13 protein-coding genes are annotated in these 14,857 nt (G+C 67.6%); 7 read left to right on the top strand and 6 right to left on the bottom strand.

The features are described from left to right. Positions 1-42 precede the first annotated feature (42 nt). Positions 43-2,517 carry a TonB-dependent siderophore receptor gene (locus AC27VE_RS16605; protein ID WP_488704459.1) on the top strand — a complete coding sequence of 825 codons (2,475 nt, stop codon included), beginning with the start codon at positions 43-45 and terminating at the stop codon, positions 2,515-2,517. 25 nt (positions 2,518-2,542) lie between these two features. Here the strand turns inward: AC27VE_RS16605 and AC27VE_RS16610 are convergent, their stop codons facing one another. Genes AC27VE_RS16610 through AC27VE_RS16620 form a run of 3 tightly spaced genes read right to left on the bottom strand, consistent with a single transcriptional unit; the run spans position 2,543 to position 7,168 of the window. Continuing rightward, positions 2,543-3,598: a lactonase family protein gene (locus AC27VE_RS16610; protein ID WP_424625093.1), complete on the bottom strand. Its 1,056-nt coding sequence runs from the start codon at positions 3,596-3,598 to the stop codon at positions 2,543-2,545. 52 nt (positions 3,599-3,650) lie between these two features. After that, entirely contained in the window at positions 3,651-4,547 is an 897-nt protein-coding gene (locus AC27VE_RS16615; protein ID WP_488704460.1) for a GntR family transcriptional regulator, read from the bottom strand. Then, on the bottom strand, positions 4,544-7,168 hold the full coding sequence (locus tag AC27VE_RS16620) for an aconitate hydratase AcnA (RefSeq protein WP_488704481.1): 2,625 nt from the start codon (positions 7,166-7,168) through the stop codon (positions 4,544-4,546). Before AC27VE_RS16620 ends, AC27VE_RS16615 begins: the two co-directional genes overlap by 4 nt. A gap of 87 nt (positions 7,169-7,255) precedes the next feature. Between AC27VE_RS16620 and AC27VE_RS16625 the strand changes: the two genes are divergently transcribed. Next, positions 7,256-8,239 (top strand): Bug family tripartite tricarboxylate transporter substrate binding protein, encoded by a 984-nt coding sequence (locus AC27VE_RS16625; protein WP_006222547.1) that lies wholly within the window; start codon positions 7,256-7,258, stop codon positions 8,237-8,239. Between the two features lie 12 nt (positions 8,240-8,251). Here AC27VE_RS16625 and AC27VE_RS16630 read toward each other — a convergent pair whose 3' ends face one another. Next, a complete protein-coding gene (locus AC27VE_RS16630) occupies positions 8,252-8,866 on the bottom strand; it encodes a TetR/AcrR family transcriptional regulator (protein ID WP_088589627.1) in 615 nt (204 codons plus the stop codon). A 110-nt stretch (positions 8,867-8,976) separates the two neighbouring features. Between AC27VE_RS16630 and AC27VE_RS16635 the strand changes: the two genes are divergently transcribed. The 3 genes from AC27VE_RS16635 to AC27VE_RS16645 are packed head-to-tail and all read left to right on the top strand — an operon-like array spanning position 8,977 to position 11,948. Beyond that, positions 8,977-10,032 carry a sugar phosphate isomerase/epimerase family protein gene (locus tag AC27VE_RS16635; protein WP_488704461.1) on the top strand — a complete coding sequence of 352 codons (1,056 nt, stop codon included), beginning with the start codon at positions 8,977-8,979 and terminating at the stop codon, positions 10,030-10,032. An 18-nt stretch (positions 10,033-10,050) separates the two neighbouring features. Next, a complete protein-coding gene (locus AC27VE_RS16640) occupies positions 10,051-10,935 on the top strand; it encodes an alpha/beta fold hydrolase (RefSeq protein ID WP_488704462.1) in 885 nt (294 codons plus the stop codon). 2 nt (positions 10,936-10,937) lie between these two features. Beyond that, positions 10,938-11,948: an alpha/beta hydrolase gene (locus AC27VE_RS16645; protein WP_488704463.1), complete on the top strand. Its 1,011-nt coding sequence runs from the start codon at positions 10,938-10,940 to the stop codon at positions 11,946-11,948. Here the strand turns inward: AC27VE_RS16645 and AC27VE_RS16650 are convergent. Further along, positions 11,887-12,516, bottom strand: coding sequence for a 2OG-Fe(II) oxygenase (locus tag AC27VE_RS16650; RefSeq protein ID WP_488704464.1), 630 nt, complete (start codon positions 12,514-12,516; stop codon positions 11,887-11,889). The two genes, AC27VE_RS16645 and AC27VE_RS16650, sit on opposite strands and share 62 nt — an antisense overlap. A gap of 153 nt (positions 12,517-12,669) precedes the next feature. Here AC27VE_RS16650 and AC27VE_RS16655 point away from each other — a divergent pair, with 153 nt between their 5' ends. Further along, entirely contained in the window at positions 12,670-13,362 is a 693-nt protein-coding gene (locus tag AC27VE_RS16655; RefSeq protein ID WP_006222553.1) for an HAD family hydrolase, read from the top strand. A gap of 24 nt (positions 13,363-13,386) precedes the next feature. Here the strand turns inward: AC27VE_RS16655 and AC27VE_RS16660 are convergent, their stop codons facing one another. After that, complete coding sequence (locus AC27VE_RS16660) at positions 13,387-14,169, bottom strand: SDR family oxidoreductase (RefSeq protein WP_088589497.1); 783 nt, start codon at positions 14,167-14,169, stop codon at positions 13,387-13,389. A gap of 149 nt (positions 14,170-14,318) precedes the next feature. Here AC27VE_RS16660 and AC27VE_RS16665 point away from each other — a divergent pair, with 149 nt between their 5' ends. After that, entirely contained in the window at positions 14,319-14,852 is a 534-nt protein-coding gene (locus AC27VE_RS16665; RefSeq protein ID WP_488704465.1) for an MgtC/SapB family protein, read from the top strand. Positions 14,853-14,857: the final 5 nt, after the last annotated feature.

A 14,857-nucleotide genomic window follows, 5' to 3' on the forward strand; every position in this document is an offset into this window, starting at 1 on the left:
CGACATGCGAGCGTCACCCAGTCCCCTACGAAGGATCGTTTCATGGTTTCCCGAATCTCCCGTTCGTCACGCCTGCCCCGCAGCCAGGCCGTCCTGTCGCCGCTGGCGGCGATGCTGCAGGCCGCCGGCATGGGGTTGATGCTGCTGGCCGTGGCGGGGGCGCCCACGCCTGCCGCCGCTGCTGATGCCGCAGGCCCAGGTACGTCGGCCGCGCGCAAGTCCTACGCGATCGCCGGCGGCCCGCTGGGCGACGTGCTGGCCCAATTCGCGGCGGCGGCGGGGGTGCCGCTGTCGTTTGATCCGGCGCTGGTGGCGGGCCGGCAAAGCGAAGGCCTGACGGGCGCCTACACGGTGCGGGAAGGGTTTGCGCGCTTGTTGAGCGGATCGGGTTATGCCCTGGCCGAACAGGGGGCGGGCGCCTATTCCCTGCGCAAGCTGCCGCAAGGCGAGGGCGAGGCCGCGACGCTGCTGCCCAGCATCACGGTCGCCGGGTCGGGTGTCAGCGCGTCGGCCTTGCCGGCCGAATTCGCCGGCGGCCAGGTGGCCCGCGGCGGCCGCCTGGGGCTGCTGGGCAATCGCGACGTGATGGATACGCCGTTCAACGTCACGAGCTACACCTCGGAGCTGCTGACCAACCGCCAGGCCGTCACCTTGGCGGACGCGCTGAATGCCGAGCCCTCGGTGCGCTTCACGGGCCAGATCGGCGGCGTGACGGACTCCTTCTACATCCGTGGATTCCCCATCGGCGAAGGCAACCTGGGCGAGATCGCGTTCGACGGCGTCTACGGCGTGGCGCCCAACTATCACGTCTTCACCGATTACATCGAGCGCGTTGAAGTGCTGAAGGGGCCTGCAGCCTTGCTGTACGGCATGTCGCCCAACAGCGGGGTGGGCGGGGTGATCAACATGGTGCCCAAGCGCTCGCTGCCGCAGGACCTGACGCGCGTGTCCGCTGACTACGTGGGCGACTCGCAATTCGGTGCCCGGGTGGACCTGAGCCGCCGCTTCGGCAACGACGGCGAATGGGGCGTGCGCGTCAACGGCATGCATCGCCAGGGTGACACGCCGCTGGACAACCTGTATTCACGCACCGACATCGGCGCCCTGTCGCTGGACTATCAGGGCGAGCGCCTGCGCGCATCGCTGGACCTGCTGACCCAGAACGAAAAAGTCGACGCGCCGACGCGTCCGTTCCTGATTGCCTCCGGCATCGACGTGCCGCGCGCGGCCGATGGCCGCCGCAATGCGACGCAGCCCTGGGGATGGTGGAAGTCGGATGGCCAGTCGGCGTTGCTGCGGGTGGAGTACGACGTCAGCGACCGCCTGACGGTATTCGCCGACGCGGGCGGATCGGATACCGATGTGTCGCGCCTGTCGGACCAGACGCCCACTATCATCAACAGCGCCGGCGACACGCTGGTCACGCCCAACAACTTCCGCTTCAAGGTGGAGCGCAGCACGTACAACGCGGGGCTGCGCGCCAAGCTCGATACCGGCCCGGTGCGCCATGCCGTCAGCTTCATGGGCTCGCTCTACAGCGACCGCAACCTGCAGGCCAGCGTGTCCGGTACGCCGCTGACGTCCAACATCTACCACCCGATCACGCGCCCCGAGCAGAACATCCCGGCGCCGGGCAACGTGCCCAAAGTGTCGTCGTCGGACCTGTCCGGCCTGGCGCTGGCCGACACGATGAGCATCCTGGACGAGCGCGCGCAGCTGACGCTGGGCGTGCGCCAGCAACGCATCGAATCGCGCAACTTCAACGCCACGACCGGCGTGCGCACCGTCAGTTATGACGAAAGCGCGACCACGCCGCTGGCCGGTCTCGTCATCAAGCCCTGGAACAACGTGTCGCTGTACGCGAACTACATCGAAGGCCTGAGCAAGGGCGATGTGGCGCCGGCCACCGCGTCCAACGCGGGCCAGGTGTTCAAGCCCTACAAGGCCAAGCAGAAGGAAGTGGGCGTGAAGGTAGACCTGGACGACGCGATGCTGACGTTCAGCGCGTTCGAGATCACGAAACCCAGCGGCCAACTGACCAATGGCGTGTACGGCGCCGACAGCGAACAGCGCAACCGCGGCCTGGAACTGAACCTGTCCGGCGAACCCGTGCGCGGGCTGCGCCTGTTGGGCGGCGTCACTTACCTGAACGCCGAGCTGACGCGCACCAACAATGCGGCGACCGTCGGCAACCAGCCGGTGGGCGTGCCGAAGTTCTCGGCCAACCTCAGTGCGGAATGGGATACGCCGTGGGTGGCGGGCCTGACGCTGACCGGCGGCATGATGTACACGGGCCGCGAATACGTGAACCAGGCCAATACGCAGTCGGTGCCGTCGTGGACGACGTTCGACCTGGGCGCGCGCTATGCCACGAAGATCCAGGGCAAGGACGTCACGTTCCGCGCCAACGTCGTCAACGTGACCAATCGCGCGTACTGGTCGGGGGTGGCGTCTTACGGCACGGTGTCGCAGGGCGTGCCGCGCACGCTGATGCTGTCGGCGTCGATGGACTTCTGATCGCCGGCTGCCCGCCGCCCGGCCATCAGGTGCGGCGGCGGGCGAACACCATGCACACGGGGCTGCCCACGCGCAGCTCGTAGCCGTCGCGCGTCAGGGCGCCGTCGGGCGCGTTCACGCGAAAACGCACCAGCGTGTCACTGTCTTCGTTCAGCGCGAACAGGAAGCGGCCGTCGGGAGACAGCGTGAAAAAGCGCGGCGTCTTGCCGCCCGAGGGGGCATGCTGCACGGGCGTCAGACGGCCGTTGACCGGGTCGATGCGGAACACGGCGATGCTGTCGTCGCCCCGGTTCGACACGTACAGGTGGCAGCCGTGCGCATCCAGCGAAATGCCGGCGGCGCGGCTGTTGCCGGTATAGGTGTCGGGCAGCGTGGGCAGCACCTGGAACGGCTGCAACGCGCCAGCGGCCAGCGTGTAGGCGGCCACCGTGTTGTCCAGTTCATTGACGACGTAGAGCCAGCGGCCGGCGGGGTGGAAGGCCGCGTGCCGGGGGCCAGCGCCTTCGCGCGTGTCGGCGACGCTTGCCGGTTCGGCGCTGATTCCGCCATCCTCCAGGGCGTAGAGGAACACGCGGTCCAGGCCTTTGTCCGGCACCACCACGTAGCGGCCCGATGGATCCACCAGGTTGTAGTGCGGTTTGGCGAAGGGCTGTTCCTTGCGGTGCGGGCCCGGTTCGCCGGACATGGGTACGGTCTGGGCCACAGGCGCCAGCGCGCCGTCGCCGTCCACGGGCAGCACGGCCAGCGTGCCCGTCAGGTGGTTGGACACCATCAGGTAGCGGCCCGACGGGCCCAGCGCCAGATGCACGGGGTTGCGGCCGTCGCAGCCTTGTTGCCGCCAGGGCGTCAACGCGCCGGTGCGCGGATCTCGGCGCAGGGCGCTGACTTCATGGCTGTCGCCATGCACCGTGTACAGCACGGGCAGCGCCGGATGCGGCAGGAGATAAGAGGGGTTGACCAGGCCGCCGACGACTTGCGTCAAGGTCAGCGTGCCGTTGTCCTGGGCGTAATCGAAAACGCTGATGCCTTCGCCACGGGCATGGCGTTCCCGCGTGGTGCGGGAACCGATGTAGACGTGCATGGAACGATCCTCGGCTTGAAAAGAAAGCGGCCATGCGCGCCAAGCGCCCGGCCTAGGAAGTCAAAATGCCGCTGATGCGGGCCAGGTTGTCCAGCGTGCTGCGCAGATGGCTGGACAGGGCGGCAGCGGCGTCTTCATTGCGTTCGCGCTCCAGCAGGTCAAGGATGGCCAGGTGCTGGTCGCAATGCTGCTGGTAGCGGCTGCGGTCCTGCATGGACCGGTACGACAACAGCCGGCGGACCCGGTTGACGCGCTTGATCGTGTCGATGAAAAACGGGTTGCCGGACGCTTCCACCAGCGACTCGTGAAACCGCACGCCGCGTTCGTGCAACTGGTCGGCGGTGTCGGTGGTGATGCCGCCGTCCAGCAGATGTTTTTCCGCCGCGCGGCATCGTTCGATCACGGCCCTTTCGATACGGAAAGACGGCTCCAGCAAGGCCGCCGGTTCCAGCGCCAGACGCAGCCGGTACGACTGCAGCAGGCTGTCGGGCGTGGTCATCATGGACGAGAATTCCCAGCCGTAGCCGGGCCGCCGCTGCGCCCAGCCTTCTTGCGACACGCGTGCCAGCAACGCCTGCGTCTGCGCGTTGGTCAGCGCGTAGCGCACGCGCAACTGGGCCTCGCTGCATTGCATGGGCAATTCGCCTCGCAGCAGCTCGTCGGCCAGTTTGAAATAGCTTTGCGTCACGATGTCGTCGGCGGACGGCGGCGCCAGGCCGGCGTGCGCCTCGGGCAGGGCGTCGAAGTCCTGCTGCAGGAAGTAGCCGCGGTTGGGCTTGCGCGCCACGATGCCGTGCTGCTCCAGCACGCCCAGGGCGTCGTTGACCGGAGACCGCGACAGCCGCAGCCGGTCGGCGAGCTTCTGCGCGGTCAGGTGCGAGCCGCCGGGCAGGCGGTCCTGCCGGATCAGGTCCAGGATTTTCGTGACGGTATTGGTTTGCGCGCTCATGGGGGCGAGGAGGGCTGGAGGGTATCCGATAGGATAGCGGGAATGACGCCTCCCATCCGCAACAAACGCACCTCCAGCTGGGTCTCGACGGCGGCGGTGGCGGTCAGCGCGTCGACGCGGCCGTCCGCCCGCAGGATACGCACCGGCACGGCGATGCGCGGTGCCAGTGTGTCCGCCGGTGCGTCGATCTCGATGCGGTCGCCGGACTGCACGCCCAGCGTGGCGGGCGTGACGCCTTCGGGCAGGCGCAGGGGCAGTATGCCCATACCGATCAGATTGGACCGATGGATCCGCTCGAAGCTGACGGCCAGGACGGCGCGGATGCCCAAGAGGCGCTGCCCTTTGGCCGCCCAGTCGCGTGACGAACCGGTGCCGAAGCGTGCGCCGGCCAGCAGCACCACCGGCTGCTGTTCCTGGCGGTAGTGTTCGGCGGCTTCCCAGATCGGTTCCACGCGGCCGCTGCCCGCATGCCGCGTGTGGCCCACGGGCGCGTCCGGACAGAGCAGGTTCTTCAGGCTCTTGCTGTAGAAGGCCGCGCGCATCATCACTTCCCAATTACCTCGCCGCGACGCGAACACGTTCAGGTCATTGCGGTCGTCGCCGCGCGCCGCGAGGAAGTCCGCAATCAGGCTGTCCGACGGAATGGCGCTGGCGGGCGACAGGTGGTCGGTCGTCACGTCGTCGCCCAGCACCAGCAGCGGATGCGCGGCGTAGCGGCCCAATTGGCCGGCCGCCTGCATCGAGGCGAACGGCGGACGCCGCAGCGCGGTGGAGGCGGGATCCCACGGAAAGCGCGGGGTATCCGGTGATTGCAGGGCCTGCCAGGCCGGGTTGGCGCTGGCGATCTTGAAGGCCGCGCGGAAGTCGTCGGGCCGCAAGCCTTGGGCCAGCGCGGCGTCGATCTCGGCCTCGTCCGGCCACAGGTCGCGCAGGTGCACGGCCCGGCCATCGGCCGTTGTCTGCACCGATTCCTGGCTGAGATCGCGTTCGGCGTCCCCGGCCAGCGCGAAGGCGATGACGAGCGGGGGCGACATCAGAAAGCCCAGGTCCAGGTCGGGATGGATGCGTCCAGTGAAATTACGGTTGCCCGACAGCACCGCCACCGGGTGGATGGCGCCGGCCGCCATGGCGCCCTGGACCGCGGCGGGCAGGGCGCCGGAGTTGCCGATGCAGGTGGTGCAACCGTAGCCCACGATGTCGAAGCCGACCGCGGCCAGATCGTCCAGCAGTCCGGCGCGGGCCAGGTAATCGGCCGCGGCGGGCGAGCCGGGGCCGAGCGACGTCTTGACCCAGGACGGCACGCGCAGGCCCGCCCGGCGCGCCTTGCGGGCCAGGAGCCCGGCCGCCATCAACAGGCGGGGATCCGACGTATTGGTGCAACTGGTGATGGCGGCGATAGCGACGGGATGGCGGGGCAGGCCGCCGTCGGCACTCGCCGCCGGAGTGAAGTCCAGCGCCGACAGCAGGGCGCGGGTCTGGCCGTAGGGGTGCAGGTCCTGCGGCCGCTTGGGGCCGGCCACGTGCATCTGCACGCGGTCCAGCGCGATCTCGATCACGCGGGTATAGCGCGGCGAGGCCTCGGGATCCAGTGCGATGCCGGCGCGTTCGGCATAGGCGGCGACGCGTGCGATGTGGGCCTCCGGGCGGCCCGTCTGGCGCAGATAGGCAAGCGTTTCGCCGTCAATCGGAAAGTAGCCGGTGGTGGCGCCGTACTCGGGCGCCATGTTCGCCACCACGCATCGGCTGCCGGCCGACAGCGTGCTGACGCCTGGCCCGAAGAATTCCACGAACTCGCCCGAGACCTCGATGGCGCGCAGCCGCTGTGTCACGGTCAACGCCAGGTCGGTGGCGGTGACGCCCGCCGCCAACGCGCCCGTCAGGCGCACGCCGATCACGTCCGGTATGCGCAGCAGGGTGGGCATGCCGAACATCACCGTCTGCGCCTCCAGGCCGCCGACGCCCCAGCCCAGAACGCCGATGCCGTTGATCATCGGCGTGTGGCTGTCGGTGCCGATCATCATGTCGGGATGCAGGGCGCCGTCGTCGCCTTGGCAGACCACGGTGGCCAATTGCTCCAGGTTGATCGTATGCATGATGCCGGTGCCGGGCGGATGGATGCGCACGTTCGACAGCGCCTTGGACGCCCAGCGCAGGAAGCGATAGCGCTCGGCGTTGCGCCGCAATTCCAGGTCCAGGTTGCGCGTGGCGGCATCAGGTTGCGCATAGGCCTCGACGGCCAGCGAATGGTCCACCGACACGTCCACCGGCAACACCGGGTTCAGCACGGCCGGGTCCACGCCGGCCTCGGCCAGCGCGTCGCGCATCGCGGCGATGTCCACCAGCGCGGGCGTGCTGGTGGTGTCGTGCATCAGCACCCGGCCGGGCTGGAAGGCGATCTCGGCTTCGCTGGTGCCGTGCGCCAGCCAGCCGAACAAGGCGTTGACGGCAGCGTCGCGCTCGTCGCCTTGCATGTTGCGCAGCGCGTTTTCCAATAGCAGGCGCAGCACGACGGGCAGGCGGAAATAGTCGGCGCCGAACGTGGCGGGCAGGTCCACGCAGGTATGGGCGGCCCCGTTCAGCGTGAAGCGGGCGTGGCGCAGCAAGGCATTGGTGTTTTCCATAGCTGCCAGTTTTGCATATTGCATCTATAAAATGCAATTAAGTAAAAACCCGGCCGCCATCCGGTCAGGCCGATCAGGAGACAGACCATGCCCCCCATCCGATTGCTTGCCGCCGCCGCTCTGGCGGCCACGGCCCTAGCGCCGCTCCCTTCCGTCCAGGCCGCCGACGTCGGCCGGCCGGTCAGCTTGATCGTGCCGTTTGCCGCCGGCGGCGGGGTGGACGGCATGGGCCGCCTGCTGGCCGAACGCCTGCGCAGCGAAATGCCGCAGGGCGTGGTGGTGGAAAACAAGCCCGGCGCCAGCGGCATGCTGGGCGCGCAGACGGTGGTGCGGTCGGCGCCGGATGGGTCGACGATGCTGCTTGGGTCGGCGGGCGAAACCGCCATCAACCCGCTGGTCTTCAAGGGCAAGATGCAATATCAGCCGGAAAAGGACCTGGTGCCGATCGCGCTGGTCGCCCGCGTGCCGAACGTGCTGGTCGCCAACCCCAAGCTGCCGGTCAGCAATGTGGAGCAACTGGTGGCCTACGGCCGGGCGCACCCGGACAAGCTGACCTACGCGACCAGCGGTGTGGGCAATCCGCAGCATCTGAACGGCGAGCTGCTGCAGTCGCTGGCGGGAATCAAGATGGTGCACGTGCCGTACAAGGGGGCGTCCGCGCAGTTGGTGGACGTGGCGGCGGGCAGCGTGGACCTGACCTTCGTCAGCCTCGCGGGCGCATTGCCCTTCATCAAGAGCGGCAAGGTCAAGCCACTGGCGGTTACGTCGGCCACGCGCGCCTCGTTCGCGCCGGATATTCCCGCCGTGGCGGAATACGCGCCGTTAAAGGACTACGCGCTGGAGAACTGGTTTGGCGTATTCGTGGCGGCGGGCACGCCGGCCGATGTCCAGCAAAAGCTCGCGGCCGCCATCGGGCGCGCCTTGCGCGACGAGAAGTTCGTGGCCAGCATCCGCGAGCTGGGTGGAGAAGTGCAGCCCATGAGCCAGGAAGAATTCCGCGCCTTCATCAAGGCGCAGACGGCGGTATTCGCCAAGGTCGTGGCCGACGGCCACATCACGGCCGAAAACTGAAATCGGTGCGCGCTAGGGCCGGGACGGCCCCTGGCGCAACACCGCATCCAGCGCGCCCAGCGCCGGCGGGATCATTGCCAGCAGGCGCGCTTTGCCCACGCCGTCGCGCGCCTGCACCGACAGGCCGTGCAGCACGACGGCGTAGTAGTCGCCCAACGCCTGCACGTCCGTGCCGGGTTTGAGTTCGCCGCTTTGCACGGCGGATTCAAGCCGGTCGATGATGCCTTGCGTACGCGCCTTGCGATGCGTGGTGAGCCATGCCATGACATCTTCGTTTTCGGCCGCGTAGTTGGTGGCGGCGCTGACCACCATGCAGCCCTGCGGCCGGCCGCGCCGGGTGTAGGTCAGCACCGCGTCGGTCAGCAGTTTCTCGATGGCGTCGCGTACGCCGTCGGTGGCCTCGAGCGCTTTTTCCGCAAACGCGCCGTCGCCCGCTTCATACCGCGCCACGGCTTCGCGGAACAGGTCCTGCTTGGATCCGAAGGCCGCATAAAGCCGCGCCGAGGCCAGGCCCGTCGCCGCCACCAGATCCGCCATCGACGTGCCTTCATACCCCTGTTTCCAGAACGCCAGCATGGCTTGCTGAAGCGCTAGGTCGCGGTCGAATTCTCTGGGTCTGCCTGCCATCACGGTCTCGGTGAAATGATCTGGACGCAGTGTACCGCCCGCTATGGCATTTGCGTCGCGCCGATTTATCGCCTATTCTTTGTCGATCGACAAACAATTAAGGATTCGATATGAAGACGATCAAAGGCCCCAGCCTGCACCTGGCGCAATTCAGCGACGCCGTGGCGCCCTTCAACAGCTTGCCGGCCATCGCGCAATGGGCGGCGGGTGTAGGTTTCAAGGCCTTGCAGATTCCGGCTTGGGACAAGCGCTTCTTCGATGCGGAAACGGCGGCAACCAGCCAGGACTATTGCGACGAAATCACCGGAACGCTGGCGGCTCACGGGTTGGTCGTCAGCGAACTCACCACGCACATCTTCGGCCAGTCGCTGGCCGTGCATCCGGCTTACGACGCGATGGTCGACAACTTCGCGCCTGAGCATGCGCGCGGCAATTCGCAGGCCAGGACGGCCTGGGCGAAGCAGGGGCTGCTGAATTCGGCCCGCGCCTCGAAGCGGCTGGGCCTGACCGAGATGGGCACGTTCTCGGGGTCGCTGGCGTGGCCGTACCTGTTCCCGTTCCCGCAACGGCCTGAGGGCCTGATCGAGACGGCATTCGATGAACTGGCCCGCCGCTGGCTGCCGGTGCTGGACGCCTGCGACGAGCAGGGCGTGAACCTGTGCTTCGAGATTCACCCCAGCGAAGACCTGCATGACGGCATCACGTTCGAGATGTTCCACGAACGCGTCGGCGCCCACGCCCGTTGCGCCATGCTGTTCGACCCCAGCCATTTCGTCCTGCAGCAGCTGAACTACCTGGAATACCTGGACATCTACAAGGACCACATCCGCATGTTCCATGTGAAGGACGCCGAGTTCAATCCCACGGGCCGGCAAGGCATCTATGGCGGCTATCAGTCGTGGATCAACCGGGCGGGGCGGTTCCGTTCGCTGGGCGACGGGCAGGTCGACTTCAAGTCGATCTTCTCGAAACTGGCGCAATACGACTATGCGGGCTGGGCCACGCTGGAATGGGAGTGCTGCCTGAAAGACCAGGAAACGGGCGCACGCGAAGGCGTGGAATTCATCAATCGCCACATCATCCCCGTCACGTCCAAGGTGTTCGACGACTTCGCCGGCGCCGCCATCGACAAGCAACAGATCCACGCCCTGCTGGGCATCGCCTGAACGCGAGAGTCTTCCATCATGACGCATCAAACCGATTCATTCTTCTCCGCCGCCGACGGCGTGACGCATCAGTACCCGCTGATCGACGGCCATCGCATCCATTGCGCCATCGCGGGTGACGGCCCGCCCGTCTTGCTGATCCCCGGTTGGCCACAGACGTGGTTCACGTGGCGCCACATCATGAAATCGCTGGCAGAGGCGGGCTATACCGCCATCGCCGTGGACCCTCCCGGCACGGGCGACTCCGGGCGTCCGGCCCAAGGCTATGACACCGGCGCCGTGGCCAGCGTCCTGCATCGCTTGATGGGGCAATTGGGGCACGCGGCTTATCAGGTCGTCGGCCACGACATCGGCATGTGGGTGGCGTATGCGCTGGCCAGCGACTATCCCGAGGCTGTCCGCCGGCTGGTGCTGACCGAGGCCGTCATCCCCGGCCTGGCGCCTGCGCCGCCGATATTCGTGCCGCCGGCAGAGAACATCTTCCTATGGCATTTCATGTTCAATCAGCTGCAAGACCTGCCGGAAGCGCTGATCACCGGACGCGAGCGCGCCTACCTGAGCTTCATTTTCGACAAGTGGTCGCATCGGCGGGACCGCGTCGCCGCGGACGTCTACATCGACGCCTATTCGGCGCCGGGCGCATTGCGCAGCGGCTTTGCCTACTATCGGGCCATTCCCGAGACCATCCGGCAGAACCAGGAGCGCTCGAAGACCCGCTTGCGCATGCCCACGCTGGCCATCGGCACGGAACACGCGACCCGGGACGCCCCGCTGATCACGATGCGCGACAACGCTACCGACCTGACCGGCGTCATCATTGACGACTGCGGGCATTTCGTGACCGAAGAATGCCATGAGGCGTTCTCTGGGCACCTGCTTGCCTTCCTGTCGAAAGAGGGTTGAACGTGTCCCTCGATCCTCGTATCAACGCCTTCCTGACGCGCCTGTCCAGCGCATCCGCACCACTGGTGCTGGAAGACATCCGCGCCGCGACCGAAACGGGGCTGCGGGCGCTGCAGGGCGGGACGGAGACCGTGGACGCCGTGACCGACCACGAGGCGCGCTGCCAGGACGGGCATCCGTTACGGATTCGCGCCTATACGCCGGCCGGGCTGGCGCAGCACGATGCGCTGCCCGCGATCGTGTTCGCACATGGCGGAGGCTGGTTCCAGTGTTCGCTGGATCTGTACGACAACCCTTGCCGCGCGTTAGCCAACGCGACGCAGTGCAAGGTGTTTTCGGTGGACTACCGGCTGGCACCCGAGAACAAGTTTCCGGTGCCGGCCGAGGACGTCTATGCCGGACTGCAATGGGTCAGCGCGAATGCCGTGCGGCTGGGCATCGACGCGTCGCGCCTTGCCATCTGCGGCGATAGCGCAGGCGGCAACCTGGCGGCGGCCGCCGCGATCATGGCGCGGGACCGCGGCGGGCCGCCCATTGCGCATCAGTTGCTGATCTACCCCGTGATGGATCATGCCTTTTCGACGCAGTCATACCAGACGTACGGGCGCAACTTCTTCCTGACCGAAGAGATCATGCGCTACTGCTGGTTCACGTACCTGGTCAACGAGGCGGATGGGGCGTCGCCCTACGCGTCGCCGCTGCGGGTGCAAACCGTAAAGGGCCTGCCGCCCGCCACCGTGCTGGTCAGCGAGTACGATCCCCTGCGGGATGAGGGCGAGGCCTATGCGCAGCGGCTGCGCGACGGCGGCGTCGCAGCGCAGGACCATCGCCTGCCGGGCATGGTGCACGCATGTATCCACATGCTGGGCCTTACGCCGGCGGCCAGGCGCTTGTTCGACCTGGCGGGGCAGGCGATGCAGGCCGCGCTGGGGGCAGGCGATACGCCCGTGGCTACGGGCCGTCGTGCAGCAGCACTTCCAGCCCGGTGCGTTCCCCTGAGCGCACCCGGCTGACCGCTTGCCGGGCCGTGACGCGGTAAATGTCGCGCGCACCCTGGACGGGGCGATGCGATACCGCGATCACGGCCGCGTCGCCCAGATCCAGGGGCAGCACCATCGGACGCGACTGCATGCGCGGGCGTTGTTCGGTCATGACGAATTCGCCGCCGGTAAAGTCGGTGCCGGGTTGGGACAGCAGGGCGACGAGTTGCAGGGGAAAGACATGCGCGCCGTCTGCATGCTGAATCAGCGGCTGATACGCGTCCGCGCGCAGGCAGTGCAGCGCCGTCAGCGGCCGGGTCTGTCCCGCATCGCGGTTGCGTTGCATCCAGGCGGAGAAATCGTCAGGGTATGCCGCGTCCTGCTGCAAGGCGGCAGCCCAGGATCGCGCGACAGGAAGCAACTGCCGGTACAGGTGGGCGCGTAGTGAATCGAACGCCGCGGCTTCTGCACCGGTCCGCGCCAGCCGCCGCGCCGCATCCTCCTGGAACAAACCGGGCAGCAGCGCCCAGCCTTCGGCGTCCAGTTGGCGGGCAATAGGGTCCCAATCGTAGTGGGCAAGCGGGGTGTGGTCAGGCGTCATGGCGGCAAAAGGCGTTCGGAGCACCACAGGATAGGGGCGGGCGGGGCGTTCGTCACTCCGGTGCTTGCTTGCGTACCCGGGGCGTGTGGGGCAGCGTTCAGGGGCCTTGAAGTATGCTTGTGGGCTTCACGAACCCATTCTATGCCGCCTGTAATGACTGATTTCCCGTTTGACGCCGTCCTGTTCGATTGCGACGGCGTGTTGGTTGATTCCGAACCCATCACCAGCCATGTGCTGACCCAGATGCTGAACGAACTGGGCTGGGACATCACGCATGACGAGACGATGCGCATCTTTACCGGGAAAGCCGTCAGGGACGAACTGCCGCTGATCGAGGCGCGTACCGGCGTCAAGCTGGGCCCGGAATGGTTCGACGTGTTCCGCCAGCGCCGCAATGCCGCGTTGGACCGCGACCTGCTGGAGATCCCCGGCGCGCCGGACGCCGTGCGCGCGCTGCACCAGACCCTGGACGGCCGCATCGCCGTGGCCTCGGGCGCCGACCGCCGCAAGGTGGAGCTGCAACTGGCCAAGGTGGGCATTGCCGAGTGCTTTGACGGGCGCGTTTTCAGCGGCCATGAAATGCCGCGCAGCAAACCGTTTCCCGATGTCTACCTGGCCGCCGCTCAGGCGCTGGGCGTAGACCCCAAGCGTTGCGCGGTCGTGGAAGACACGGTCACGGGCGCGACCGCCGGCGTGGCGGCAGGTGCCACGGTGTTCGGGTACAGCCCGGACGCCAACGGCCACAGCGGGGCCGAGGCTCTGCGCGGCGTGGGCGTGGCCCACGTATTCACCGACATGAAGCAACTGCCCGCGCTGCTGGCGGGCTGGCAGGCCGGCGCGCGTTAAACGCAGCCGGTCGCCCACGCGCGCTCAGCGCGCGTGGTTGGCGTATTGCTCGCCGCCGTCCAGGTCGATCACGGTGCCGCTCAGGTAGCCGGCGCGCGGCGACGCGCCGAACACGATCATGTCGGCCACTTCCTCGGGTTCCATCAGGCGGCCGAACGGCAGGTCCGACAGCGTTTCCTGCCACCGGCTGTCATCGCCCCAGCGGGCCTGCGCGCGTTGGCGCGCCAGCGTCAGCACGCGGTCCGTGCGCGTGCGCGACGGATTCACGCCAAACACGCGCACGCCATGGCGCGGGGCTTCACCGCCCAGGGCGCGCGTAAACGCGATCAGCGAGGCATTGGCCGAGGCGCCGCAGATGTAGTCCGCACGCGGCGCGGCCCCGGCCATGCCGATGATGTTGGCGATGACGCCGGCGCCCGCTTCGCGCATCGCGGGGTAGTAGTGACGGGCCAGATTGATATAGCCGTGCACCTTCAGATCCCAGCCGGCGCGCCAGCGTTCGTCCTGCACCTGGTCCAGCGCGCCACCGGGCACCGCGCCCGCATTGTTCACCAACACGTCGATGGGACCGGTGTCCTTGGCCAGCTTTTCCGCAGCGCCGGGCAAGGCCAGGTCCAGGGCCACGGCTTGCGCGGCGCGGCCGGTCTGCTCGCGGATGGCGGCGGTGGCCTGATGCAGCGCGGCGTCGTCGCGCGCCACCAGGATCGGGTCCGCGCCTTCGCGTGCGAAGGCCACGGCGCATGCCAGGCCGATGCCCTTGGACGCACCCGTGATGAGCACGCGTTTTCCTGCCAGCTGCAAATCCATGAAGCGCTCCTGTCGATTCGCGCCTGCCTGTGCGGCGCACGCTTAGGTTGTAAACCACTTGCCGGCCGCATGCCAGCCTGAACGCGGCATGGCGCATCCGGGCGCGCGCCTGCTATGCTGAAAACCACCTGTGCCACAAGGATGCGGCGATGTCGGAAATCTGGCTGGAAATCTGGACCACCGTGCGGAGTGAATTCGCGGATATTCCCGATGTGGGCGAAGCCACGCGCATCGTGCTGCGGTTGGGCATGGCCGTGATATTGGGCGGCCTGCTGGGCTACGAACGCGAACGCAGCGGCAAGGCCGCGGGCCTGCGCACGCACATGCTGGTGGCGCTGGGCGCGGCGATTTTCGTGCTGGTGCCGTTGCAGGGCGGCATGCAGGTCGGCGACATCAGCCGCGTGCTGCAAGGCGTGATCGCAGGCATCGGCTTCCTGGGCGCGGGCGCGATCATCAAACTGAGCGATGAACGCGAGATCCGCGGGCTGACCACATCGGCCAGCATCTGGATGACGGCCGCCATCGGCGTGGCAGCCGGCATGGGCCGCGAGGCCACGGCCCTGGTCAGCACCTTGATGGCGCTGTTCGTGCTGGCGGTGTTGCGGCGCGTCGAGGCGCGCATTTCCTCGCGGCAGGAAAAGAACCTGATCACCCCCGGCACGAAGTCCGGGGGGAATGTCTGACGGCG

This window comes from Achromobacter sp. 18P8.1.1, assembly GCF_057799415.1.